The sequence below is a fragment of the Salmonella sp. WC3 genome, assembly GCF_042932255.1.
Lineage (GTDB): Bacteria > Pseudomonadota > Gammaproteobacteria > Enterobacterales > Enterobacteriaceae > Salmonella > Salmonella enterica.
Map to the genome: position 1 here is coordinate 1,592,063 of NZ_CP170629.1, position 25,278 is coordinate 1,617,340.

At 53.0% G+C, this 25,278-nt stretch carries 24 protein-coding genes and 3 pseudogenes; 7 read left to right on the top strand and 20 right to left on the bottom strand.

Annotation, left to right across the window (positions count from 1 at the left end):
• Window positions 1–2 precede the first annotated feature (2 nt).
• The 4 genes from citF to citC are packed head-to-tail and all read right to left on the bottom strand — an operon-like array spanning window position 3 to window position 3,816.
• Window positions 3–1,532 (bottom strand): citrate lyase subunit alpha, encoded by a 1,530-nt coding sequence (gene citF, locus ACFK9X_RS07480; protein ID WP_000192327.1) that lies wholly within the window; start codon window positions 1,530–1,532, stop codon window positions 3–5.
• Window positions 1,533–1,541: 9 nt separating this feature from the next.
• The gene (gene citE, locus ACFK9X_RS07485; RefSeq protein ID WP_000622342.1) at window positions 1,542–2,450 is read right to left on the bottom strand and encodes a citrate (pro-3S)-lyase subunit beta; all 909 of its coding nucleotides are present in this window, start codon (window positions 2,448–2,450) and stop codon (window positions 1,542–1,544) included.
• A complete protein-coding gene (citD, locus tag ACFK9X_RS07490) occupies window positions 2,447–2,743 on the bottom strand; it encodes a citrate lyase acyl carrier protein (RefSeq protein ID WP_000700679.1) in 297 nt (98 codons plus the stop codon). Before citD ends, citE begins: the two co-directional genes overlap by 4 nt.
• A complete protein-coding gene (citC, locus tag ACFK9X_RS07495) occupies window positions 2,740–3,816 on the bottom strand; it encodes a [citrate (pro-3S)-lyase] ligase (RefSeq protein ID WP_000467872.1) in 1,077 nt (358 codons plus the stop codon). The genes citD and citC overlap by 4 nt, the downstream gene beginning before the upstream one ends.
• A gap of 384 nt (window positions 3,817–4,200) precedes the next feature.
• Between citC and dpiB the strand changes: the two are divergent.
• Window positions 4,201–5,862 (top strand): annotated as a pseudogene (gene dpiB / locus ACFK9X_RS07500) (sensor histidine kinase DpiB).
• A complete protein-coding gene (gene dpiA, locus ACFK9X_RS07505) occupies window positions 5,831–6,511 on the top strand; it encodes a two-component response regulator DpiA (protein ID WP_000138786.1) in 681 nt (226 codons plus the stop codon). The pseudogene dpiB and the gene dpiA overlap by 32 nt, the downstream one beginning before the upstream one ends.
• A gap of 53 nt (window positions 6,512–6,564) precedes the next feature.
• Here the strand turns inward: dpiA and dcuC are convergent, their stop codons facing one another.
• The gene (gene dcuC / locus ACFK9X_RS07510) at window positions 6,565–7,950 is read right to left on the bottom strand and encodes an anaerobic C4-dicarboxylate transporter DcuC (protein ID WP_000958619.1); all 1,386 of its coding nucleotides are present in this window, start codon (window positions 7,948–7,950) and stop codon (window positions 6,565–6,567) included.
• A 378-nt stretch (window positions 7,951–8,328) separates the two neighbouring features.
• On the opposite strand from dcuC, the gene pagP reads away from it, so the two are divergent.
• Window positions 8,329–8,901 carry a lipid IV(A) palmitoyltransferase PagP gene (gene pagP / locus ACFK9X_RS07515; RefSeq protein ID WP_151117909.1) on the top strand — a complete coding sequence of 191 codons (573 nt, stop codon included), beginning with the start codon at window positions 8,329–8,331 and terminating at the stop codon, window positions 8,899–8,901.
• Between the two features lie 187 nt (window positions 8,902–9,088).
• The gene (gene cspE / locus ACFK9X_RS07520) at window positions 9,089–9,298 is read left to right on the top strand and encodes a transcription antiterminator/RNA stability regulator CspE (RefSeq protein WP_000034826.1); all 210 of its coding nucleotides are present in this window, start codon (window positions 9,089–9,091) and stop codon (window positions 9,296–9,298) included.
• Between the two features lie 57 nt (window positions 9,299–9,355).
• On the opposite strand, the gene crcB is transcribed toward cspE, so the two are convergent.
• Complete coding sequence (crcB, locus tag ACFK9X_RS07525) at window positions 9,356–9,739, bottom strand: fluoride efflux transporter CrcB (protein ID WP_000939753.1); 384 nt, start codon at window positions 9,737–9,739, stop codon at window positions 9,356–9,358.
• Between the two features lie 90 nt (window positions 9,740–9,829).
• Here crcB and ACFK9X_RS07530 point away from each other — a divergent pair.
• Both ACFK9X_RS07530 and tatE read left to right on the top strand, forming a co-directional pair.
• Window positions 9,830–10,608: pseudogene (locus tag ACFK9X_RS07530) on the top strand (deaminated glutathione amidase).
• A gap of 128 nt (window positions 10,609–10,736) precedes the next feature.
• Window positions 10,737–10,940, top strand: a complete 204-nt coding sequence (gene tatE / locus ACFK9X_RS07535; RefSeq protein WP_151116028.1) for a twin-arginine translocase subunit TatE — start codon at window positions 10,737–10,739, stop codon at window positions 10,938–10,940.
• A gap of 85 nt (window positions 10,941–11,025) precedes the next feature.
• Here the strand turns inward: tatE and lipA are convergent, their stop codons facing one another.
• The 11 genes and pseudogenes from lipA to ACFK9X_RS07590 all read right to left on the bottom strand — a co-directional run bounded on the left by lipA (window position 11,026) and on the right by ACFK9X_RS07590 (window position 21,838).
• A complete protein-coding gene (lipA, locus tag ACFK9X_RS07540) occupies window positions 11,026–11,991 on the bottom strand; it encodes a lipoyl synthase (RefSeq protein ID WP_000042640.1) in 966 nt (321 codons plus the stop codon).
• Between the two features lie 205 nt (window positions 11,992–12,196).
• A pseudogene (locus ACFK9X_RS07545) lies at window positions 12,197–13,157 on the bottom strand (YbeF family transcriptional regulator).
• A gap of 301 nt (window positions 13,158–13,458) precedes the next feature.
• Window positions 13,459–14,100: a lipoyl(octanoyl) transferase LipB gene (gene lipB, locus ACFK9X_RS07550; RefSeq protein ID WP_000284009.1), complete on the bottom strand. Its 642-nt coding sequence runs from the start codon at window positions 14,098–14,100 to the stop codon at window positions 13,459–13,461.
• Between the two features lie 99 nt (window positions 14,101–14,199).
• A complete protein-coding gene (ybeD, locus tag ACFK9X_RS07555; protein ID WP_000850547.1) occupies window positions 14,200–14,463 on the bottom strand; it encodes a DUF493 family protein YbeD in 264 nt (87 codons plus the stop codon).
• Window positions 14,464–14,570: 107 nt separating this feature from the next.
• On the bottom strand, window positions 14,571–15,782 hold the full coding sequence (gene dacA / locus ACFK9X_RS07560) for a D-alanyl-D-alanine carboxypeptidase DacA (protein ID WP_000858711.1): 1,212 nt from the start codon (window positions 15,780–15,782) through the stop codon (window positions 14,571–14,573).
• 139 nt (window positions 15,783–15,921) lie between these two features.
• Window positions 15,922–17,055, bottom strand: coding sequence for an endolytic peptidoglycan transglycosylase RlpA (gene rlpA, locus ACFK9X_RS07565; RefSeq protein ID WP_151116030.1), 1,134 nt, complete (start codon window positions 17,053–17,055; stop codon window positions 15,922–15,924).
• 10 nt (window positions 17,056–17,065) lie between these two features.
• Complete coding sequence (mrdB, locus tag ACFK9X_RS07570) at window positions 17,066–18,178, bottom strand: peptidoglycan glycosyltransferase MrdB (RefSeq protein ID WP_151116032.1); 1,113 nt, start codon at window positions 18,176–18,178, stop codon at window positions 17,066–17,068.
• A 2-nt stretch (window positions 18,179–18,180) separates the two neighbouring features.
• On the bottom strand, window positions 18,181–20,082 hold the full coding sequence (mrdA, locus tag ACFK9X_RS07575; RefSeq protein ID WP_000828700.1) for a peptidoglycan DD-transpeptidase MrdA: 1,902 nt from the start codon (window positions 20,080–20,082) through the stop codon (window positions 18,181–18,183).
• Window positions 20,083–20,112: 30 nt separating this feature from the next.
• A complete protein-coding gene (gene rlmH, locus ACFK9X_RS07580; protein ID WP_000776107.1) occupies window positions 20,113–20,580 on the bottom strand; it encodes a 23S rRNA (pseudouridine(1915)-N(3))-methyltransferase RlmH in 468 nt (155 codons plus the stop codon).
• 3 nt (window positions 20,581–20,583) lie between these two features.
• Window positions 20,584–20,901, bottom strand: coding sequence for a ribosome silencing factor (gene rsfS / locus ACFK9X_RS07585; RefSeq protein ID WP_151116034.1), 318 nt, complete (start codon window positions 20,899–20,901; stop codon window positions 20,584–20,586).
• A gap of 328 nt (window positions 20,902–21,229) precedes the next feature.
• A complete protein-coding gene (locus ACFK9X_RS07590; protein ID WP_001241923.1) occupies window positions 21,230–21,838 on the bottom strand; it encodes an adenosylcobalamin/alpha-ribazole phosphatase in 609 nt (202 codons plus the stop codon).
• A gap of 96 nt (window positions 21,839–21,934) precedes the next feature.
• On the opposite strand from ACFK9X_RS07590, the gene cobD reads away from it, so the two are divergent.
• Window positions 21,935–23,029: a threonine-phosphate decarboxylase CobD gene (gene cobD / locus ACFK9X_RS07595; protein ID WP_151116037.1), complete on the top strand. Its 1,095-nt coding sequence runs from the start codon at window positions 21,935–21,937 to the stop codon at window positions 23,027–23,029.
• On the opposite strand, the gene nadD is transcribed toward cobD, so the two are convergent.
• Genes nadD through lptE form a run of 3 tightly spaced genes read right to left on the bottom strand, consistent with a single transcriptional unit; the run spans window position 23,004 to window position 25,268 of the window.
• Window positions 23,004–23,645 carry a nicotinate-nucleotide adenylyltransferase gene (gene nadD, locus ACFK9X_RS07600; protein ID WP_001518902.1) on the bottom strand — a complete coding sequence of 214 codons (642 nt, stop codon included), beginning with the start codon at window positions 23,643–23,645 and terminating at the stop codon, window positions 23,004–23,006. The genes cobD and nadD overlap by 26 nt on opposite strands.
• 1 nt (window position 23,646) lies before the next feature.
• On the bottom strand, window positions 23,647–24,678 hold the full coding sequence (gene holA, locus ACFK9X_RS07605; RefSeq protein ID WP_000620491.1) for a DNA polymerase III subunit delta: 1,032 nt from the start codon (window positions 24,676–24,678) through the stop codon (window positions 23,647–23,649).
• The gene (gene lptE, locus ACFK9X_RS07610; protein ID WP_151116039.1) at window positions 24,678–25,268 is read right to left on the bottom strand and encodes an LPS assembly lipoprotein LptE; all 591 of its coding nucleotides are present in this window, start codon (window positions 25,266–25,268) and stop codon (window positions 24,678–24,680) included. The genes holA and lptE overlap by 1 nt, the downstream gene beginning before the upstream one ends.
• Window positions 25,269–25,278 lie beyond the last annotated feature (10 nt).

Genomic DNA, 25,278 nt, shown 5'->3' on the forward strand with positions numbered 1-25,278 from the left:
GCTTATTCCTTCACTTGATGCACCACATCGATCACTGAACCGTCGCGATAACGCACGACAGCAATCACGCGGTCGGTGAATTCGATAGGGCGGGGCTGACCGGTAAGCAGTTGCGCGCGTTCGCGCAGCCACTCAATCGATACCACTTTCATTCCCGCTGCTTTCAGGCGTTCAGCCAGCTCCGGACGCGCCGGATTGACGGCGATACCGTGATCGGTGACCAGAATGTCGACGCTGGAGCCCGGTGTGACGCAGGTGGTGACGTTATCAACCAGCGTTGGGATGCGACCGCGTACCAGCGGCGCGACGATGATGGACAGCGCCGCCGCGACGGCGGTATCGCAGTGACCGCCGGACGCGCCGCGTAGAACGCCGTCGGAGCCGGTCAGCACGTTAACATTGAAGTGGGTGTCTACTTCCAGCGCGCTCAGCACCACCACGTCCAGACGGTCGACGGAAGCACCTTTAGAGCCCCAGTTGGCGTACTGGTTAGCGCTGATTTCGATATGGTTCGGGTTGCGGGCCAAAGATTGCGCAGCGTTACGATCGAAGCTCTGCACGTCAAGCAGTTTGCGGATTAAGCCCTTTTCATGCAGGTCGACCATGGTGGCGGTGATACCGCCCAGCGCGAAATTAGCCACAATGTTGCGGCTACGCATTTTGTCTTCCAGGAAGCGGGTGACCGCCAGCGATGCGCCGCCGGTGCCGGTTTGCAGGGAGAAACCTTCGTTGAAGTAGCCGGAGTGAGCAATGACTTCCGCCGCGCTGCGGGCGATCAGCAGTTCACGCGGATTAGTGGTCATGCGGGTCGCGCCAGCGCCGATTTTGTTTGCATCACCGACTTCTTCGATTTGCACGATCAGATCAACCTGATCCTGAGAGATGCTTGCCGGGTTATGCGGATACGGCAGCAGTTGCTCCGTCAGCATCACGACCTGCTTCGCGCTGTCGGCATCCACCATCGCGTAGCCCAGTGAACCGCAACAGGCCTTGCCGGTATAACCATTAGCATTACCGAATTCATCGCAGGAGGGCACGCCAAGAAACGCAACATCAATGTTGAGTTCGCCGCTTTGTACCAGATGTACACGACCGCCGTGGGAGTGAATCTGAACCGGCTCAGCCAGCAGGCCGCGAGAAATTTCTTCCGCCAGCGGGCCGCGCAGGCCTGACGTGTAGATGCGGCTGACCACCCCGTTACGAATGTGTTCAACCAGCGGCGCGTGGCAGTCGCTCAGCGAGCTGGAGGCCAGGGTCAGATTTTTGAAGCCCATCTTCGCGATGGTTTCCATCACCAGGTTAATCGTCAGATCGCCGCCGCGAAACGCGTGGTGAAAGGAAAGCGTCATGCCGTCGCGTAAACCGGAACGGCGGATGGCCTCTTCCAGGCTGGCGCACAGTTTGTGGTCGCGCGGTTTTTGCGCTTGTAGATCCAATTTTGCCGCACTTTGGTAAGCGCTCAGTTCGCTTTCAGCGTGACGGCTCCAGGCGGCTACGCGATCTTGGCGTTGAGATTCATTTTTCTGCGTCATTTTTTTGCCTTATTCTTCGCGAATACCGGAAAGTTCTGCACGGGAGAGCACCAGACGGGCGCGTTCAATCACCGGGCTGTCGACCATCTTGCCGTTAAGGGAAACGACGCCGAGACCTTCGCGGGCGGCGGCTTCTGCGGCCTCAACGACCAGACGCGCATGGGCGACCTCTTTACGCGTCGGCGCATAAAGGTTGTGCAGCAGTTCTATCTGGCGGGGGTTGATCAGTGACTTACCGTCAAAGCCCAACTGTTTAATGTGGGCGGCTTCTTGCAGGAAACCGGCTTCGTTGTTGGCGTCGGAATAGACGGTATCGAAGGCCTGAATGCCGGCGGAACGCGCGGCCTGCAAAATGGCGCAGCGGGCGAACAGCAGTTCGGTGCCTTCCGGAGAGCGTTCGGTGCGCAGGTTGCGAACATAGTCTTCCGCGCCCAGCGCAATCCCGATCAACCGTTCAGAGGCGTGGGCGATTTCTACCGCGCGGGTAATACCCAGCGGCGATTCCACGGCAGCTAACAGGCCGGTACTGCCCGGTTCGCGACCGCAGGCGTTTTCAATGCGCAGAATTTCGTTTTCGATATCAATGACGTCCTGCGCGGTGTCGGTTTTCGGTAAACGCACCACGTCCGCGCCGCCGCGCACGACCGCTTCCAGATCGTTGACGCCCCATTCGGAATCCAGCGCATTCACGCGGACAATGGTTTCGACGTCACGGTAAAGCGGGTGTTGCAGCGCGTGATATACCAGACGGCGCGCCGCATCTTTTTCGCGTAATGCAACGGAGTCTTCCAGGTCGAACATCAGCGCGTCGGCCGGGTAGATAAACGAATTGCTCACCATCGCCGCGTTGGCGCCCGGTACGAATAACATACTGCGGCGGGTGCGGGTTTTACGTTGTTGCAGAGAGGCGGAAATCATTGGCGATCCTCCCAGGGCAGAGCGGCAATACCGCTGGCGCGCGCCAGTAGCGTTTCCAGTCGGGCGCGCAAAATGCAGTCCAGAGCGCCTTTATCATCGACGTTCAGTTGTACGCCGCGCACGTCGTAGCGAGAAAGCACCTCCAGGATGGTGGCGCGAATGGCCTCGCCAAACTGTTTTTCAACGCTACTGTTGATTTGCAGGTCAATATCCTGCGTATCGAGCGGCGCAATGCGTATCATCACATCGCCGGACTCAAGCGTGCCTGCGACGGCTAGCTGGTTTATTTTCATTTTTCACCTGTTGCTAAGACGGGGGACTTTTGACGGGCTGCCGCGCTGCCCGGATGGCGTTCGACCATGCCCTGCAAATAGCGCAGGGTGGCGTCGGGAACCAGCGGCGCGATAGCCGTGAGATCGTGTTTAACCAGCAGCTTGCGTACCCAGGAGGCGGATATCGGCGTCTCCTGGAAGCAAAGCCGCTCTATTTCCACCAGCGTAATGGGTGGGGCGGGAAGCGTTGGCGTCTCCAGCCAGAAACGCATATCAAGGTTGTACTGGGCGGTAACGGTGCAAAACGGTTCCGTACCGACAAAGCGGTGTGTGATGCCAAGCGCGGGCGCCAGATACTGGCGAAAAATCTTCAGGTCGATTTCGGTATAACAGTGATTAATGACGCTCTGCTCTTTAATGAAATAGCAGGGGAACGTCGCCCGAGAAATAATGTATTCGGAGCCGCGGTGAACGGTTAAGCGCGGGATATCGGTGGTCCCTTTAAGAACCAGATCGAGTCGGTCTTCATAGGGAAAGCGTGATGTATCTTCTTTGACCAGGAACAGATGCAGCCAGTCGCACTGTGCCGCCGCCTGTTGGATCAGATAGCGATGGCCGTGCGTGAAAGGATTGGCGTTCATCACAATACAGCCAATTTTCTTTCCCTCATGACGCAATGTCGCCAGCGATTCCGCATACCGTTTCAACCGGGTCGCGCTATTTTCCATTAAGACCATTACGCCAGGGACGCTGGCTATCGTCGAAAAGCTGCACTGTTTAAACAGCGCTTCGTATTCCGTTTTGGTATAAATAAAAAGATGGGTGCAGTGCCGCTCCCAGGCGAGATTAATCAATTCCGTCGCCAGCGTTAACGCTAAGCCTTCGCCGCGTACTGATTCGCTAATGGCCACGCATTTAATGATATTTCCGGCAATACCGCCGCAGGCAATAAGACGGTCATCACGGCTGACGGTAATAAACACTTCTACAGTGGTATCGACGCTTAAATCATTCTCTTTGAGAAAGTGAGCGATCTCCGCCATTTTTTTATTTTCAGAGCGTTTTACCCGAGTGAATACATTATTGCCAAACATAGTAAGAAATATCCTGGTGATATGCTTGTTGCCACTTTTCTGTATATGTTGCGCTGTGTTGCAACTTGATAACTTTTTCTTTTCAGTCAGAGTGGGAGTTTTTTTATGACGAGTTATTTATTTTTCTCTATGACGTATACATCGTAAGGAGTATTTTGGTGGTAAATTTTGATTTATTTCACAAAGCGTTAGATGGTTTTTAAGTGTTTTATGGTTTTAAGTTTTTTAATTAATTTAATCGCCATTCCGGCGGTGGGTTTTAGTTGTTTAATTGATTTAATGTGGGGAATCTGTAACGATTGGTTTTTATATGCATCAAGATGCTGAAAACATTTTTATTACATTTGCGATAAATCTGAAGAGAAATGCCCATAAGGAACCTTAATGTCCTATCAGAAAAATAAAAAGCTGTTTCCTTTTTTTCGGCAACTCGCGTTTCCGTTACGTATTTTTCTGCTCATTCTGGTGGTTTCTGTTTTCATCGTGGCAGCGTTAGCACAATATTTGTCTGCCAGTTTCGAAGATTATCTAGCGTCCCATGTTCGTGATATGGCGATGAATCAGGCAAAAATTATTGCTTCTAACGACAGCATTATCGCTGCCGTAAAAAACCGGGACTATAAACGCCTGGCGATAATTGCGAATAAACTGCAGCGCGGGACGGATTTTGACTATGTGGTGATAGGCGATCGCCACTCGATCCGGCTTTACCATCCGAATCCGGAAAAAATCGGCTATCCCATGCAGTTTACGAAACCCGGCGCGCTGGAAAGAGGAGAAAGTTATTTCATTACCGGTAAGGGCTCAATAGGGATGGCGATGCGCGCCAAAACGCCTATCTTTGACAACAAAGGCAACGTGATCGGCGTTGTTTCAATTGGCTATCTGGTCAGTAAAATCGACTCCTGGCGGCTGGACTTCTTATTACCGATGGCGGGGGTTTTTGTCCTGTTGCTGGTGGTATTAATGCTGCTTTCCTGGTTTTTCGCCGCGCATATCCGCCGACAAATGCTGGGCATGGAGCCGAAACAGATTGCGCGCGTGGTACGCCAGCAGGAGGCGTTGTTTAGCTCGGTTTATGAAGGGCTGATCGCCGTTGATCCGGAGGGACATATTACCGCGATTAACCGCAGTGCGAGAAAAATGTTGGGGCTGCCGTCGCCGGGGCGTCAGTGGCTGGGCAAGCTGATCGCGGAAGTCGTCAATCCGGCAGACTTTTTTACCTGCCAGATCGCAGAAAGACGCCAGGACGTGATGGCCAACTTCAATGGCCTGAGCGTCATCGCCAATCGTGAGGCTATCCGTTCCGGCGAGGAGCTGCTGGGCGCTATTATTAGTTTTCGCAGCAAAGATGAAATCGCGACGTTGAACGCGCAGCTAACCCAGATTAAACAGTATGTTGAGAGCCTGCGCACGCTACGCCATGAGCACCTGAACTGGATGTCGACTCTGAACGGCCTGCTGCAAATGAAAGAGTATGATCGGGTCAGAGAGATGGTGCAGGGTGAGTCGCAGGCGCAGCAGCAACTTATTGATAGTTTACGCGGCGCCTTCGCCGATCGTCAGGTGGCCGGTTTGCTGTTTGGCAAAGTTCAGCGCGCGCGTGAACTGGGGCTCAAGATGGTGATTGTTCCCGGCAGCCAGCTACATCAACTGCCGGAGGGGCTGGATAGCACGGAGTTCGCCGCCATCGTCGGGAATCTGCTGGATAACGCGTTTGAGGCGAGTTTACGTACACAGGAAGGCGACAATACCATCGAACTTTTCCTGAGCGACGAGGGCGACGAGGTGGTAATAGAGGTCGCCGACCAGGGCTGCGGCGTTCCTGAAGCGCTGCGGGAAAAGATTTTTTAACAGGGCGTAAGTACCCGCACCGACGAACCCGGTGAGCATGGTATCGGGTTATATCTGATTGCACGTTATGTGGGGCGCTGTGGCGGGGTCATTACGCTGGAAGACAATGATCCTTGTGGCACTTTATTTTCTTTATTCCTTCCGAAAGTGAAAAAAAACGATGACAGAACCATTAACCCTATTGATCGTTGAGGATGAAACGCTGCTGGCGGAGATGCACGCAGAATATATCCGCCATATTCCTGGCTTTAACCAGATATGGCTGGCGGGCAATCTGGCGCAGGCGAGAATGATGATTGACCGGTTCAAACCTGGATTAATTCTGTTGGATAATTATCTGCCGGATGGGAAGGGGATTACGCTGCTGCATGAATTAATGCAGTCGCGCTATCCCGGCGGCGTCGTGTTTACGACCGCCGCCAGTGACATGGAGACGGTAGCGGAAGCGGTACGCAGCGGCGCGTTTGATTATCTGGTCAAACCTATTGCTTATGAGCGTTTGGGGCAGACGCTGACCCGCTATCAACAGCGCAGACGTATGCTGGCGAGCGCGGATAGCGCAAGCCAGAAGCAGATAGATGAAATGTTCAACGCCTATGCGCGCGGCGAACCGAAAGGGGATTTGCCGACCGGTATTGATGCCTTAACCCTTAATGCGGTGATGAAGCTGTTTGCCGATCCAACCGTACGCCATACGGCTGAAACGGTCGCGCAGGCCTTAACGATAAGCCGCACCACATCCCGACGCTACCTGGAATATTGCGCGAGTCGGCACCTGATTGTCGCAGAGATTATTCATGGCAAAGTGGGCAGGCCGCAGCGTATTTACCACGGCGGCTAAGCCTGGTTTAAGATGCCGGGGCGATGTTTTCCCTCGCCCCGGCTTACCGGCTATCAGCCGCCAGTAACGGCGGAAGAGGCGCCTGGCACCATAATTTCCGTGGCGATAATGACGATCAACAGACCGACGATGACCGGAACGGACGTGCGCTTCACCACTTCAAACGGTGATATTTTAGCCATCCCGGCGACAGCGACCACGACGCCGGAGACCGGCGAAATCGTGCGCCCCAGGTTTGAGGCTTGCAGCATTGGGATGGATAAATAGGCTGGGTTGATACCGGAGGAGTGCGCCAGTTTAGGGATCATCTCAACAAAGGCGTAAAAAGGCGCATTGCCTGAACCGGTGGTCATCGCGGCCAGCATGGTTAAAATCACTAAGACCAGCATCAGAATAATGCTGGCGGAGCCAAAAGAAGTGGCAATCGAGATCAGACTTTGGATAAAGCCAATGGTGCTCAGCCCTTGGGCGAAAACGCCCGCCGCGACCAACAGCATCACAACGCCGGCAAACGCATCCGCCATGCCGCGATAAGCCACTTCCAGGCCGGAAAACACATTTTGCGTGTTGAAACCGCGCACGAATTCCAGCACGGCGGCCAGCAGCATACAGATCACCAGAATGGTAATAATGTGCAACTGCGGCCCCCATTTACCGTCAAAAATCAGTACGCCGATAATGGGCGTGAACGGCAAAAGGGCATAAAACGCCGGGGCCGTGGTGGTAATCTCCGCCACGTCCAGCATCTCATGTGAAATGTTCTCTTTTTTATCCAGATAGCGTTGCCAGAAAAAGTGCGCAATCGCCATACCGATAATGGCGGCGATGGAAATCGGCAGCGTGGTTTTGAACGCGAAATCGATTAACGGCATCTCCGCCGCTTTTGCGGCTAAAACCACATCGCCAGACGTTGGCGAGAGGATGATGGCGGCCGGAGAGGCGCAAATAGCCGCCGCCGCGCCGCGGCTAATGCCGACGTTGACCATCACCGGGAAGAGAGTAGCCATGAGCAGTACGCCAAGCCCCGTCGCGGAAGAGACGGCCAGCGACATCAGGCAGGCGACAAAATAGGCAGCAATCATCAACAGGTAGGGCGAGTTTATGTACTGTAAAGGTTTCGACGCCAGCTTCACGACCATATCATTCGCGCCGATATGCGTCATATAGGCGGCAAAGCCGCACAGCATCATGATCATCATGCCAAGATCGCCGCCGCGACTCATAAGCAAAATTTTGATGTATTCAACAATATCTGTTGCGGTATAGCCGGTACTGGTTTCGCTGGCAGGTAATACCTTATGCCCCATCAGCGCGCTGATAATAAGCAGAACCAGACCGCCGACAAATAAAACGCCAGTGGCGGAGTATCCCTTAATGATGTAGCGCGCTACACCCACAATAACGACGACTCCGATAAGGAGTTCTATAACTGTTAGCATTGTTTCCCCTGTCTTATCGACACCCAGAGTAAAAATAAGAGCCACAAAAGTGGTATAAAAATGTACCGAATAAAGGATGGCGCCTTACTGATTAAAATCACGGCGCGGTTATTTTTTCATGTCATCGCTAAAGATGAAATATGCTTATACGAATTTTCTGTAGCGCTATAAGTATTAATTTATTGTTATTTTATTGTTTTATTTGTTGTGCTTTGTTTTGTGTTTTTTGTGAAAGCTTATTAAGGAGCGCGCGACGGTTCTGAGTGCTAAATCAAACGCCGTTAACCCGATACTCTCTCAGATTATTCTCTGTTTATAGTTTGTTAAGATTTTATTCAGGTTAATGTTGTTATTATCACAGTCGAATTTTTGAACGGTATGGCTGTTGTGATGATTATCAGAAAGTATTTTCTTATTATTGCTCTCCTTGTTATGCCATGGCTGGCTATTCCTTCAGTCTCTGCGGCGGATAAAGGGTGGTTTAACACGTTTACCGGTAACGTCGCAGAAACGTGGCGACAGCCTGAGCATTATGATTTGTATGTCCCCGCCATTACCTGGCATGCGCGCTTTGCCTACGATAAAGAGAAAACGGATCGCTATAACGAGCGGCCGTGGGGCGTTGGTTTTGGTCAGTCGCGCTGGGACGATAAAGGCAACTGGCATGGCCTCTATATGATGGCCTTTAAAGATTCATTTAACAAATGGGAACCCATAGGCGGTTATGGCTGGGAAAAAACCTGGCGACCGCTGGAAGACGATAATTTTCGTCTGGGACTGGGCTTTACCGCAGGCGTTACCGCGCGCGACAACTGGAATTATATTCCCATCCCTGTGCTGTTGCCTTTAGCGTCGATAGGCTATGGTCCCGCTACCTTTCAGATGACCTACATTCCGGGTTCGTATAACAACGGAAACGTCTATTTCGCCTGGATGCGTTTCCAGTTTTGATGGGGAAGGGCATGCTTCAGTTGTGAATTAAAAAGTCTTAAAAAACAATAATTAGCTAGAGTTAGCTAAAAATTAACGCGATATTTATCACTTTTTCGCAAAGTTCGACTGGACAAAATGCATCACAATTGTTGTACTGGTATCCGACACAGCATTTGTGTCTATTTTTCATGTAAAGGTAATTTTGATGTCTAAGATTAAAGGTAACGTTAAGTGGTTTAATGAATCCAAAGGATTCGGTTTCATTACTCCGGAAGATGGCAGCAAAGACGTGTTCGTACACTTCTCTGCAATCCAGACCAATGGTTTTAAAACTCTGGCTGAAGGTCAGCGCGTAGAGTTCGAAATCACTAACGGTGCCAAAGGCCCTTCCGCTGCAAACGTAACTGCTCTGTAAGCATACGTCCGACAGCAAGATTTCAAAACCCGCCCTTTCGGCGGGTTTTTTTTGCGCTTAACGCGCCGCTGCGGCGGAAAATAGCCAGAATGCCAGCGCCGTCATGGCAAACGAACCCAACAGGTTAATCAGCACATTCAGCAGCGCCCAGCCAAAGCGCCCCTCTTGCAGCAAGAATACCACTTCAGCAGAAAAAGTAGAAAAGGTCGTCAGGCCGCCGCAAAAGCCGGTCGTAATGAGCACTTTCCACATCGGATCGATATGTGTCATGCGGTTAAACCAGGCGAACCCCATGCCGATAATAAACGCGCCAAGCAAATTTGCTGTTAGCGTACCGATGGGAATCGCCTGATGAAGCGGATTAAAACGCATACTTAGCATCCACCGGGCTACGCTCCCCGTTCCACCGCCGATAAAAACTGCTAAAAGAAGCTGTAACACTGCCGAATCCTTTATTTAATTGCTATACAAGAGGAGTGTAACGCCGAACACGCATAATTGGCGAGTCCTGACAGAGGTGTGGGAGGGGATATGTTCGTTGCAGCCGGGCAGTTTGTGGTGAGTTCTGTATGGGAAGAGAATGCGCAAGTTTGCGTTTCGTTAATGGCTCAGGCGGCGGGCCGCGGCGTATCGCTTCTGGTGTTGCCTGAGGGGATATTAGCGCGAAATGACATCGACCTTGACCTGCCGATTCGCGCCGCGCAGCCGCTGGATGGCGCGTTTATGACGCGGCTTCTGGAAGAAAGCGCTCATAATAATATGACGACGATATTCACTATCCTTGTCCCGTCAACGCCTGGACGGGCGGTTAATATGCTGGTGGCGCTACGGGCGGGTCACATTGTCGTGCGTTACGCGAAGCTGCATCTCTATGATGCGTTTTCGATGCAAGAATCCCAAAGTATTGATGCCGGAACCGGTATCGCGCCTGTGCTGGACGTGGAGGGGGTTAAGGTGGGGCTTATGACCTGCGCTTTCCGGACATGGCGTTAGCGCTGGCTTTACAGGGGGCTGACGTATTGGCGCTGCCGACGGGCTGGGTTCGCGGCCCGTTGAAAGAGCAGCAGTGGTCGACGCTGCTGGCGGCGAGAGCGCTGGATACCACCTGCTATATGATTGCGGCCGGGGAGTGTGGTAATCGTAATATTGGTCAAAGTCGTATTATCGATCCGTTGGGGGTAACGATAGCCGCGGCAGCCGATCGTCCGGCGCTGATCGTCGCGGAAATATTCAGAGAACGAATAGACCAGGTGCGGGAGCAACTTCCTCTTTTGCAGCAACGACGATTTGCGCCACCGCAATTATTATGATGTTTTTTTACGCAAAGCTTGATTCACCTTGTTACAGATTGCTATTGTGTGCGCGCGTCGAAAGACCGTTAATATTCTCAGGTTAATCCGGCGCGTTACGCAGCCTGTTTTTAGTGAAGAAGGTATCTATGGGTGAGATTAGTATTACCAAACTTCTGGTGGTTGCCGCACTGGTTGTTCTGCTGTTTGGTACCAAGAAGTTACGTACGCTGGGCGGAGACCTGGGCACGGCGATTAAAGGATTCAAGAAAGCAATGAACGATGAAGACGCGGGCGTTAAGAAAGACGTCGACGGTAGCGCTCAGGCTGAAAAACTCTCGCACAAAGAGTAATAGCGCGATGCGCTTGCTCCGCAGAGTAAAAAAACCGGCGAGTTGCCGGTTTTTTTTGCCTGAAATGTAAGCGTCTATTACACGATCATTTCACTTCCATGCCTTTGGCCTGGAGATCAGCATGGTACGAAGAACGTACAAAGGGGCCACAGGCGGCATGGGTAAAGCCCATCGCCAGGGCTTCCGCTTTCATCTCGTCAAACTCTTCCGGGCTGACATAACGCTGTACCGGCAGGTGATGGCGGCTTGGCTGTAGATACTGACCAAGCGTCAGCATGGTAACGCCGTGACGGCGTAAGTCGCGCATAACCTCAATGATTTCCGCATTGGTTTCGCCTAAGCCCACCATCAGACCCGATTTTGTCGGAATTTCCGGGTGCGCTTCTTTGAAGCGTTCCAGTAATTTCAGCGACCAGTTGTAATCGGCGCCCGGACGAACCTGGCGGTAAATACGCGGCACGTTTTCCAGGTTGTGGTTAAACACATCCGGCGGCGTCGCGTTAAGGATATCCAGCGCGCGATCCATACGTCCACGGAAGTCTGGCACCAGGGTCTCTATTTTTATCTCCGGGCTTTTGGCACGGATGGCAGTGATGCAGTCAGCAAAATGCTGGGCACCGCCGTCACGCAGATCGTCACGGTCGACAGAGGTGATGACCACATAGCGTAGCGCCATGTCGGCGATCGTTTGCGCCAGTTTCTGCGGCTCTTCCGCATCCGGCGCAACGGGGCGGCCATGGGCGACATCACAGAACGGACAGCGGCGAGTGCAAATGGCGCCAAGGATCATAAACGTAGCGGTACCGTGGTTGAAACATTCAGCCAGGTTTGGGCAAGACGCTTCCTCGCAGACAGAATGCAGGCCATTTTTGCGCATTGCGGCTTTGATGCCCTGGATACGGGTAGAATCCGCCGGAAGTTTTATTTTCATCCATTCCGGTTTACGTAGTAGAGCGTCGCGCTCTGTGACCACATTTTTAACCGGGATAAGAGCCATCTTATCGGCATCGCGGTATTTTACACCGCGTTCCATCACAATGGGTTTACTCATAGCGTGCGTGTTCCAGTTGCGAATAACGAAGGAAAGCGTTTCAATTCAAGGGAAAGTTGTATTTATCAACTATTTTTGAATTTGTGACACGCAGTATATCATTGATAAGGGCCATAAAGCAGCCTGACAGCCCGGCAAAATGTAAAATAGTTGTTGTTTTGTGCTGTTTGCCCATATCTTCCGTGACCTGAATGCAACATTTTTGTCAGAACGCCTCACGAATGATATCAATGACGTTCTCCAGCACCGGATCGCGCAGACTCAGTTTATTGTAATGCAGCGAGAACTCGACCTGTTCACTATTCACCGGCGCGTAGGGAAGGCGCTCAAGCGGCCAGCAGCGGCTAAATAAGTCGTAGAAGCGGGTGGGCATCAGTCCCAGCAGATCGCTGCTGGCGATCAGCGAGGCAATGGTAAAAATATTGTAGCTGCTAAAACTGATTTGCTGATCGGGAAATGTCTCCTGCAGTCGCTGGCGCAGGAGGGAAAGATGTTGTCCCTCCAGCATCAGAAAGGTGTGATCCGCGTTGTTCAGTCTCTCTTCAGTAATGGCGTTCGCCAGACACGGGTGATGCTGGCGGCAGACAATCTCAAGCGTATCGCTAAACAGGACGTGATGCTGGATGCTCCGGTTGTTATAGCTATGGGTATTGATAATGAGATCGGTCTGAAACTGACTAAGCTGGCTTTCGGCATCGTCTACCGGAATGTTGCGCAGCAAAAGCTGAGGATAACGCGGCCTGATGGCCTGGTAAATAATCGGCATCACTAGCGCGCCGACCGAAGGCGTCGTGCCAATCGTAATGGTGCGTTGCTTATCATAGCTGCCCGTAAGATCCAGGGCGCCAAGAATAGATTCCAGCCCCTGGCTGATGTATTCGTGCAGATGCGTAGCATACGTCGTGGGCGTTACGCCCTGGCCTTTGCGAATAAACAGCGGATCGGGAAATATAGTCCGTAATTTTTGAATGGACTGGCTGATGGCTGATGGCTGACGGCGTCAGGTTAAGAATTTTCGCTGCATTGACGATCCCTTTATGGACATATACGGCCTCAAAAATCGTCAACAGATTGAGGTCAATATTTCTCAGTGTTCTGAAAATTTGCGGTTTGTCTTGTAGATGTTGATCGGCCGGTTGTCTTTCTGCCTGATTATTATCACTCACGCTCTGGCTCCGAATTCATTCGTATTATGAATAATAGATGAAATAATATATTTTGCATTTATGAGTTGGTTTTAAAATTACTCTTATGAATGTATTTTTAGTCATTTCAATAAGATAAGTAACAGCAAGGCCGGGATTTTGTTCACGGAAAATTCCTCATCATGAGGACTGAAGAGACCATGCCGCCTGGCGGCTACAGCAGGGATATAACGAAAATATAGAAAGCGGGGGGAGAAGTAAAGCATTCAAATCATATATGATTAATGACCCATAAATTTCTTGGGCCATTATATTTTACGCATTAAGCAGCAATATATTCATACGGTGGATTATTTAGCAGAGCTAAAATATTCGCCAGCAAGCGGGGCGCAATATTATCCGTGGTAGCGTCTTCCTTCCACTGCGTTATTTTAGCCATTTCCATGCCGGCATAACCACACGGGTTGATGCGTAGGAAAGGAGAAAGATCCATGTTAACGTTTAGCGCTAAACCGTGGAATGAGCAGCCGCGACGGATACGTAAACCCAGCGAGCAGATTTTCTTTTCACCCACATAGACGCCCGGCGCATCGGCGCGCGGATGCGCCTCAATACCAATTTCAGCCAGTGTATTCACCACGGTCTGTTCAAGTAGGGTGACTAAATCACGCACGCCCAGTTTACGTCGTTTCAGGTTAAGTAAAACGTACATTACCTGTTGGCCCGGACCATGATAGGTCACCTGTCCTCCACGATCGCTCTGCACAACGGGAATATCGCCAGGCATCAATATATGTTCCGCTTTACCGGCCTGGCCCTGGGTAAACACCGGGTAATGCTCAACCAACCAGATTTCATCATGGCTGTTTTCATCGCGCATATCGGTAAAGTTATGCATGGCCTGAGAGATAGCTTCATAGGGCTGAAGGCCGAGCTGGCGGACAAGGATTTTATCCTGATACAAAACGGCATCTCCGTAGAGAATGAAAAAAGAGAGGAAAGTATATCACAGCGGGGGAGGCGGGGAGTTACCCGGATAAGACCGGGTAACCGTCTGGATGTATTACAATACCATTCGCACGATATCAATATTGCCCAGTTCTTCGTACAGCGTTTCAACCTGTTCAATATGGGTGGCATTAATGGTGATAGAGACCGAGTGGTAGTTGCCTTTGCTGCTCGGTTTTACCGTCGGAGAGTAATCACCAGGCGCATGGCGCTGTACCACTTCAACCACCTGATCAACCAGCTCAGGTAACGCCTGCCCCATTACTTTGTAAGTAAATGGCGTAGGGAATTCAAGCAGTTCGTTAAGTTTGGTTTTCATGTCAGCTCCGGCATTACGTAAAAAAATAACAACTCCCGCCACAGGGCGGGAGTTTTACTGATGCATAGTATATGGGGACGAAAATCACACTTTCAAGCGTTCAATTTTTATCCAAACCAGTGATGGAACATTAATTTAATGTAATCAATGATTTTACCGAAGAAGTTCCCTTCCGGGATCTCTTGCAGTACGACCAGCGGACGCTGCTCGATGGTTTTACCGTCCAGCTGGAAGTTGATGGTGCCGACTACCTGGTTTTTCTGCAGCGGCGCGTGCAGTTCTGCGGTATTCAGTACATAGCTCGCTTTCAAATCTTTCATGCGACCGCGAGGGATCGTCAGGTAAACGTCTTTATCGACGCCCAGCGAGGCGCGATCGGTATTACCAAACCAGGCGGGTTCAGAGGCGAACTCTTTACCAGCCTTCAGCGGATTAACGGTTTCAAAGAAACGGAAGCCCCACGTCAGCAGTTTTTTGCTTTCTGTTTCACGGCCTTTATAGGTTCGTCCGCCCATTACGGCGGAAATCAACCGCATCTGGCCTTCGGTTGCGGAAGCGACCAGATTATAGCCCGCTTTGCTGGTATGGCCGGTTTTGATGCCGTCCACATTCAGGCTGTTATCCCACAGCAGACCGTTACGGTTTAACTGGCGAATGCCGTTAAAGGTGAACTCTTTTTCTTTATAAACGGCATATTCGTTAGGCACATCGCGAATTAACGCCTGACCAATCAGCGCCATATCGCGAGCTGAACTGTATTGTCCGTCGGCGTCCAGGCCGTGTACGGTCTGGAAGTGGGTATTTTTCAGCCCTAACGCGTTCACATAGCTGTTCATCAGCCCGACGAAAGCATCCTGGCTACCGGCGGCGAAATCAGCCATCGCCACACAGGCGTCATTACCGGATTGCAGATTGATGCCGCGTATCAACTGAGAGACGGGTACCTGCATTCCCGGTTTGAGGAACATCAGCGAGGAACCTTTAAATACCGGATTGCCGGTGGCCCAGGCGTCATTACCGACGGTAACCAGGTCGGTTTCTTTAAATTTACCCGCTTTCATTGCCTGTCCGATGACGTAACTGGTCATCATCTTCGTCAGACTAGCCGGGTCGCGACGTTCGTCGGCGTTTTGTTCCGCCAGAACTTTGCCGGAGTTGTAGTCGATCAGGATGTAGGATTCCGCATCGATCTGCGGAACGCCCGGGATCATAGTTTTGATATTCAGGTCATCGGCATGTGCGGTTGAGATAAACGCGGCACAAAGCGCCGTGGTGAGCGCCATGCGCTGCATAAAACGAGCGGAAAAAGTGGTCTTCATGGTCTGAACTACGACGTCCGTGATGAAATTAAAAAAAGAGCCCTACTATAGCAAAAGCATAACTGGCAGGCATCTGACTTTCCGCGTGACTTTGTTAATGTCATTTACAGAAATTGACAGTACAGATACCTGCGATCGGTTACTGCGCGCTGGCGATAAAGGACTGTAATTGTGCTTCTGTTTGCAAACGTTGCTGTAACGCGCTGGCTTCGGCTTTACTGGCAAAAGGCCCCAGTTGAATACGCCAGACCGCGCCGTTTTGTATTACGCGCCCTGGTACGCTGAACTGCTGGCTTAAACGCTGTTGGTACTGCTGCGCGCGCGTTTGATCGCTGACGGCGCCGACCTGGACGACGAAACGACCGCTCGCCGCGGTGGCTGGTGCGCTCACCGGGGCAGATACCGGGGCCGCGGCGGCAGGCGCGCTAACCGGCGTCGCAGTCGCTGGAGCCGCCACCGGCGCGGAAACCGGCGCTGGCTGTGGCGCCGGCGTCGGTTCATTACCCTCCAGCACGCCAGGCGCCAGCGTAGTCGGCGCGCCGAGGAAGCCGCTGCTGCTCACCGGCGCGCCGGTGGTGTCGTCACTTTTCAACGTGGAATTACTGACCGGAAGCACGTCGCCTTGCGGTTGCGCAGGTACTGAAGAGGCGCTTCCCATTCCGCCGCTTAAATCAGGGCGAGGGGGCAGAGCGTAGGTCTGTTTCGCCACCGTCGTACAGGCCATCCCCGGGCCGGAGAGCGAACCATCCGGCGCCACGATAATAGGGTCAATCCGTACTTTAGTATTATTCGAGGTATTCAGACGATCCGCCGCCGCGCGGGACAGGGAGATGACCCGATCGGTGCCATAGGGGCCGCGATCGTTAATACGCACGACGATCATGCGACCGTTGGCCAGGTTGGTGATTCGCGCATAGCTGGGGATAGGCAGTGTCGGATGGGCGGCGGTAAGCTGCATCGGATCGAACATCTCCCCGGAGGCGGTTAAATTACTGCCGGGTTCCGCATCATAAATAGCGGCCAGGCCAGCCTGGCTAAAGCGGGACGGGTCCTGAACGATTTTATAACTTTTACCGTCACGCTGATAATCCTGGTTTGCGGTCGGATTCAGAGGTTCATAACGCGGTTCCGCTCCGCTGATTTCCACAGTCGGACCATTGCATACCGCAGGTTGCGGCGCGACGGTGGTTTGCTGCTGACCGCCGTCATTAGTACATGCCGCGAGTAGTACTATCCCTGCCGCGACGCAGATTACAGGCAACTGCTTACGCATTGCGCACCCCTTATACGCTTTTCGACAACATTTTTCTGTGGGTGTGGATCGACATCACAATCCCGAACCCGGCCATCAGCACAATCAGTGCGGAGCCCCCGTAGCTGACCAGGGGTAAAGGTACTCCAACCACAGGCAGAATACCGCTCACCATACCAATATTTACGAAGACATAAACGAATAATATTAACATTAATCCGCCAGCCATCACGCGACCAAATGTAGTTTGCGCTCTGGCGGCAATCCACAAGCCGCGCATTATTAGCAAAATATAGAGCGCGAGCAGAATCAGGATGCCCACCAGACCGAGCTCTTCCGCCAGTACCGCGAAGATAAAGTCGGTATGGCGTTCGGGTAAAAACTCCAGCTGCGACTGGGTGCCGTGGAGCCAGCCTTTACCGCGCAGGCCGCCTGAGCCAATGGCGATTTTAGACTGAATAATATGATAGCCCGCGCCCAGCGGATCGGTCTCCGGATCAAGGAGCATCATGACGCGCTGGCGTTGGTAATCGTGCATCAGGAAAAACCACAAAATAGGAATAAATGCAGCGATCAATACAATGGCGACCCCAATTAAGCGCCAGCTCAGACCAGACAAAAATAGGACAAAGAGACCGGAAAGGGCGACCAGAATAGACGTCCCCAGGTCCGGCTGGGCGGCGACCAGCAGGGTAGGCATAAAGATTAATACCAGAGCGATGGCGGTATTTTTCAGCGAGGGCGGGCAGACGTCACGGTTAATAAAGCGGGCGACCATCAGCGGCACGGCGATTTTGGCTATTTCCGAAGGCTGAAAGCGAACGATGCCCATATCGAGCCAGCGCTGCGCGCCTTTGGATATTGCGCCGAAGGCATCAACGGCGACCAGCAAAATGATACAAATGATATAGAGATAGGGCGCCCAGCCTTCATACACGCGCGGCGGGCTCTGCGCCATCACCACCATGACCACCAGCCCCATCGCAATCTGACCGATTTTACGCTCCATCATGCCGATGTCCTGGCCGCTGGCGCTCCAGATGACCAACGCGCTATAAACCAATAACGCCAGCAGAATGAGTAGCATCGTGGGATCGATATGAATTTTATCCCAGAAGGTTTTTTTGTTCGGATTATCCGTCATGATTATTGGTCCTCCGCCGCTGCAACCACCGGGTTTTCCGCAGGCAAATGGGTGTTGTTGTCGCCCAGCATGATGTGATCAAGGATTTGGCGCATGATCGTGCCTACTGCCGGGCCTGCGCCGCCGTTTTCAAGGATGATCGCGACGGCGACCTGAGGATTGTTATACGGCGCAAAGGCGGTCATTAATTTATGGTCACGCAGGCGCTCGGCGATTTTATGCGCATTGTACGTTTCGTTGGCCTTCAGGCCAAAGACCTGCGCGGTGCCCGACTTCGCCGCGATTTTATAGGGCGCGCTGGCAAAATATTTATGCGCCGTGCCGTTAGGGCGGTTGGCGACGCCATACATGCCATCTTTCGCAATTTCCCAGTAGCCGGAGTGAATATCGCCCACCGGCGGCTCATGCGGCTGTACCCACGGCACCTGTTTACCGTTTTCCGCGGTGCTCATTAACAGGTGCGGGACTTTAACTACACCGTCGTTAATAAGGATCATCAGTGCCTTACTCATCTGAATCGGCGTCGCCGTCCAGTAACCCTGGCCGATGCCCACCGGAATCGTATCGCCCTGATACCACGGTTTTTTAAAGCGTTTCTGTTTCCACTCGCGGGTCGGCATATTACCAGAGCGCTCTTCTGCGAGATCAATTCCGGTATAGTGACCATAGCCGAACTTACCCATCCATTCCGACAGGCGATCGATCCCCATGTCATAGGCCACCTGATAGAAGAAGGTATCCGCCGACTCTTCAAGGGATTTGGTGATATTCAGATGCCCGTGGCCCCATTTTTTCCAGTCGCGGTAGCGTTTCTCAGACCCCGGCAACTGCCACCAGCCAGGGTCGAAAAGACTGGTGTTACGGGTGATGACGCCAGCGCTTAATGCCGATACGGCGACGTAAGGCTTAACGGTAGAAGCGGGTGGGTAGACACCCTGAGTCGCGCGGTTCACTAATGGCGTGTTCGGGTCGTTAAGCAGCCCGGAGTAATCTTTGCTGGAGATGCCGTCCACGAAAAGGTTAGGGTCGTAACTTGGCATGGAGACCAGCGATAGCACGCCGCCGGTACGCGGATCGGTGACAATCACCGCCGCGCGACTGCCTGCCAGCAGCGTTTCAATATACTGCTGGAGCTTGAGATCCAGCGTCAGGTAGATATCGTGTCCGGCCTGCGGCGGCACCTCTTTAAGCTGGCGAATAACGCGGCCGCGGTTGTTGACTTCAACCTCTTCATAACCGGTTTGCCCATGCAGAATATCTTCATAGTAGCGCTCAATGCCCAGCTTGCCGATGTCATGAGTGGCGGCGTAGTTCGCCAGTTTGTTTTCTCTGTCGAGACGCTCGACGTCTTTATCATTGATTTTCGATACGTAGCCGATAACGTGGGTCAGCGCCGATCCGTATGGATAATAGCGGCGTTTATAGCCTTTGACTTCGACGCCCGGAAAACGGTACTGGTTGACAGCAAAGCGCGCGACCTGAACTTCCGTCAGGTTTGTTTTCACCGGAATAGAAGTAAAGCGATGGGATCGGGCGCGCTCTTTTTTAAAGGCGGCGATATCGTCGTCGTTTAAATCGACCACACTGCGTAGCGCATCCAGCGTTTGCTGAACGTTATCCACCTTTTCCGGCATCATTTCAATCTGATAGATAGTGCGGTTCAGCGCAAGGGGAATGCCGTTACGGTCGTAGATTATCCCGCGGCTTGGCGCAATTGGCACCAGCTTGATACGGTTTTCGTTCGAGCGGGTCTGGTAATCGGTAAAACGGAGAATTTGCAGATTATACAAATTGGCGATCAGTACGCCGGTCAGCAGCAAAATACCCAAAAAGGCGACCAGCGCCCGACGCACAAACAGTGCGGACTCAGCCGTATAGTCACGAAAAGAATTTTGTCGTTTCATCCGCTGCTTAATCTTCTCAAGACTTCACGATCACTCACGGTGATAAGGGTGGTTGGTTGTGATGCTCCACGCCCGGTACAAACTCTCCGCAACCAGAACCCGAACCAGCGGGTGAGGGAGCGTTAACGCCGAGAGCGACCAGCTCTGTTCCGCTGCCGCTTTGCAGGCGGGAGATAATCCTTCCGGGCCGCCAATCAGCAAACTGACGTCGCGCCCGTCCTGTTTCCAGCGCTCCAGCTCATTGGCTAACTGCGGCGTATCCCACGGCTTGCCTGGAATATCCAGGGTAACAATGCGATTCTTACCGGCGGCGGCCAGCATCTGCTCGCCCTCTTTGTCGAGAATGCGTTTGATATCCGCGTTCTTGCCGCGTTTGCCCGCAGGGATTTCAATCAGCTCAAAGGGCATATCTTTCGGAAAACGACGCAGATATTCCGTAAATCCCGTTTGAACCCAGTCGGGCATCTTCGTGCCGACAGCGACAAGTTGCAGCTTCACGCATTAACTCCAGAGTTTTTCCAGTTCATACAGGCGGCGACTTTCTTCCTGCATGACATGCACAATCACATCGCCCAGATCGACGACAATCCAGTCAGCCGCATTTTCGCCTTCGACGCCCAACGGCAGCATACCGGCCGCGCGCGACGACTGCACCACGTGGTCGGCAATAGACATAACGTGACGGCTGGAGGTGCCGGTACAAATAATCATACAGTCGGTGATACTGGATTTACCCTGAACATCTAAGGTGATGATGTCCTGACCTTTCAGGTCATCAATTTTGTCGATAACAAAATCCTGGAGTGCTTTACCCTGCAAGTTTTCCCCCTGGGTGAATAATTACGTTATAACGATAGAAAAAAGGCCAACAGGCTGGACCGGTAAGGCGTTGCGAGTTAACGCTAACCTTCCGGCGGGACGCCGTGTAGTATACCTGAATCAGCGGCGATACCGGGACTTATGTCGCCGGATCGGCGTTTAAAACCAGATTATCATCCCATCCCACGTCACAGAAAGCATCGCCATTTTTGTAAAACAATTTCTGCAAAGCTCTGCAAGGTGAAAAAAGCCTGGCTGCGGAGAATAACAGCCTGTCGGGGGCTGTCAATGGGCGAAACCGCTGCGGCGAGAAAAAACGGAAAATTCATCACTCAGGCCGCCAGACGGCGCGACTATTTAATACTTTCAGGGTGGCGAACCCTTCGCACAGGTCGATTGCGCTCCAGCATCCCTGTTCTACCCGGAAATGCCATAGCGAGGCGGCAGGCATTGCGAGCAGACGGGCAATCAACAGGCTGAGTACGCCCTGATGGCTGACGATCAGCAGGTTCTGGCAATCGCTAAACGCGTCGAGTCGCGAGATAAAGCGCTCTACGCGCCGGGTAAAAGCCTGAAAACCCTCGCCATTGGTCGGAACCGCATTCTGCCAGTCCGTACACCAGGCAGCATAGCTTTCGGCATCTTCATGGGTGAGGTCGCGGTGATGGCGCATTTCCCAGTCGCCAAAGTACATCTCATTAAGCTCAGGTAAGATGTGTTGCGGCACATCCCGGCCCTCCAGTACGAGCCGGGCGGTATGGCGCGCGCGCTCCAGCTCGCTGCATAACACCCTGTCAAATGGCGCGTGGCGCAATAAAGTATGTAGCGTTTTCGCCTGGCCAATCCCTTTTTCCGTTAACGGCGTGGGAGCATGTCCGCTATACAACCCGGCGACATTGGCCTCGGTTTCGCCATGACGCACCAGCCACAATCGCATGGTATTCCTCATGAGGTTAAATGCGCAAAACATGATAATGCCCCTGATTGCGCAACGTTTTTTTCACTAAAATAGCGTTTTTTGGCCGGAGGCATAATGGCGTTATTCAACAGCGCGCATGGCGGTAATATTCGGGAAGCCGCGACGGTGTTGGGCATCTCGCCTGACCAGTTACTGGATTTTAGCGCAAACATTAATCCGCTGGGTATGCCTGTCAGCGTGAAACGCGCGCTTATCGACAATCTGGACTGCATTGAGCGCTACCCGGACGCCGATTATTTTCATTTGCACCAGGCGCTGGCGCGTCACCATCAGGTGCCGGCATCGTGGATACTGGCGGGAAATGGCGAGACGGAGTCAATCTTTACCGTGGCGAGCGGTCTTAAACCGCGTCGTGCAATGATTGTCACGCCAGGTTTCGCGGAGTATGGCCGGGCGCTGGCGCAAAGTGGCTGTGAAATTCGTCGCTGGTCTCTACGCGAAGCGGATGACTGGCAGCTTACCGATGCCATTCTTGAGGCGTTGACGCCCGATCTGGACTGCCTGTTTCTGTGTACGCCTAATAATCCTACCGGCCTGCTGCCGGAGCGGCAGTTATTACAGGCCATTGCCGATCGCTGCAAATCGCTGAACATTAACCTGATCCTGGATGAAGCGTTTATCGATTTTATTCCGCATGAGACGGGCTTTATTCCTGCTCTTAAAGATAATCCGCATATCTGGGTGCTGCGTTCGCTGACCAAATTTTATGCCATTCCCGGCCTGCGGTTGGGATATCTCGTCAATAGCGATGACGCGGCGGTGGCGCGGATGCGTCGCCAACAAATGCCGTGGTCGGTTAACGCGCTGGCGGCGCTGGCCGGTGAGGTAGCGTTACAGGATAGTGCCTGGCAACAGGCGACCTGGCATTGGTTACGGGAGGAGGGCGCCCGGTTTTATCAGGCGCTTTGTCAGCTTCCCCTGCTGACGGTTTATCCCGGGCGGGCAAACTATCTGTTGTTACGCTGTGAGCGAGAGGATATTGATCTGCAGCGACGGTTGCTGACGCAGCGGATTTTAATCCGTAGCTGCGCTAACTACCCGGGGCTGGACAGCCGCTATTATCGTGTGGCGATACGCAGCGCTGCGCAAAACGAGCGTCTGCTGTCGGCGCTGCGCAATGTGCTTACCGGTATAATCCCTGCTGATTGATGTAGTTCAGCACGTTTTCCGGCAACAGATCGTCGCAGGATTCGCCTTTTTCCAGCCGTTCGCGGATGAGGGTTGCGGAGATATTAAGCCATGGCGTTTCCGCCAGGTAAATTTTACCGGCTGGCAACTGGTGCAGATCGTCTGGCGTATGGGTCAGATGCTGTTCCAGCCACTGCTGGTGTTGCGCCTGCGTCATTTCAAGGGGGTAGCCGGGACGACGACAAACGATCAGGTGAGTGTTATCAAGGATGGTGTCGTAATCATGCCAGGTGGGGAAGTTAAGCAGCGAGTCCTGGCCGATAATAAACGCCAGCGGCGCTTCGGGACCCTGTTCTTCGCGCCATGCTTTTAGCGTTTGCGCAGTGTAAGAGGGCGCGTTTCGCTGTAGCTCGCGTTCATCCAGCGTAAAAAGCGGCTTATCGGCGATAGCCAGCTCCAGCATATATTTACGCTGCGCGCTGGAGGCTTCCGGCTGGGGGCGGTGCGGCGGCACATTGTTAGGCATAATAATCACCCGCGATAAGCCGATCAGATTCGCCAGCGTTTCAACAGGTTTAAGATGTCCATAATGCACCGGATCAAAGGTGCCGCCGAATAAAGCCTGTAACGATTTCATATCACCCATCAATAAATACGTCTGCCAGCGCCTTATGGCAGAGCAGGAGCGATAGCCCTTCAAGATCTGCCCATACCGACTGACCATAATCCTGTTTGAGCGTAATTTCTGTACGCGTCAGTAACTGCACGGCCTGGCGAAGCTGCGCAGGATGGAGACGCTGCAACGCGTCGCCGATCATGGGGCGACGGTTTTGCCAGACCCGGTGTTTATCAAACAGCGCGCGTAACGGCGTATGCGCGGACTGACGTTTGAGATTGACCAGTAGCAGCAGCTCTCGCTGGAGGGTCCGCAGCAGAATAACCGGCTCGCTGCCTTCGAGGCGTAGCTGTTGCAGAATATGCAGCGCGCGTTTGCTTTTCCCCATCAGTAACGCATCCACCCAGTGGAAAGGGGTAAAGTGGGCGGCGTCATTGACGGCCTGCTCCACGCGAGGAAGCGTTAACTTACCGTCAGGCCAAAGCAGCGACAGCCGTTCCAGCGCCTGCGCCAGCGCCAACAGATTGCCCTCATAGCAATAGCACAGCAGTTGGTTCGCGGCGTCATCCAGTTGCAAATTCTGTGCTTTCGCTCTGGCGGCCACCCAGCGGGGAAGCTGCGCCTGCTCCGGCGTCTGACAACTGACCTGAACGCTACGGTCTGCCAGCGCGGTATACCAGGCGGCGTTTTCCTGCGCTTTGGTGAGCTTGTTTCCGCGTACTATTAATAACAGGTCGTCATGCAGCAGCTCGCTCAGGGTGGCGAGTTGCTCATTCATTGCCGCGTTAGGCCCGTTTTCCGGCAGTTGCAGCACCAGCGTTTGACGGCTGGCGAACAGGCTCATCGCCTGGCAGAGTGAGAAAAGCGATCCCCAGTCGGTACTGGGATCGAGAGTAAAAGCGTGGTGCTCTTCGAAGCCTTGCGACGCAGCCGCCAGACGAATAGCGTCCTGACTTTCCTGCAGCAGCAGCGGATCGTTGCCCAATAGCAGATATGCCGCACGCAGCCCTTCATTGAGCTGCGCTCGGAGTTGTTCAGGATACAACCTGATCATTAGTTACTCAGCGTAGTGGAGACGCGTGCTGGCGTAGAGGCGGGCGCCGCCGTCTCATTGTCGGCGGTAGCCTCCTCTTTCGTCGCCTGAATATCCGCCGCGCGGACGCTGGTCAGCTTACGAATCAGCTGTTCAGCGGCTTTGTCGTACATCTCCTGAACGATCATGGCCTGCTCGTTATCCTTCGCCAACGCTATCTGCGGGTTATCGAAGAACGAACGGTACACTTTCGTGCTGATAGGATAGATGTCATGGCCCGGAATCAATACCGAGGCATTGACGGTCATCACCATCTGATATTCCGCCGTCTGGCCGTCCTGGAACACTGACGCCGTATCCTGCGAAATAGTCACCGTTCCAAGCCGCAGAGACGGAACGTCTTTGCGCGTTGTGTCTTTATCAAGCAGGTTTACGTTATTCAGCCGTAACTGATTACGTACCGCACGACTTAGCGGACCGTTCGGATCGCCGGAATCGAGGATCATCGTTTTCATTGAAGCCGGAACCTGCGTAGTGCTACGCAGATGCCAGCCGCATCCGGCGGTGACCAGCACCGCCAGAGATAACAACAGTGTTACCAGATATCGCACGCTTCCTCCC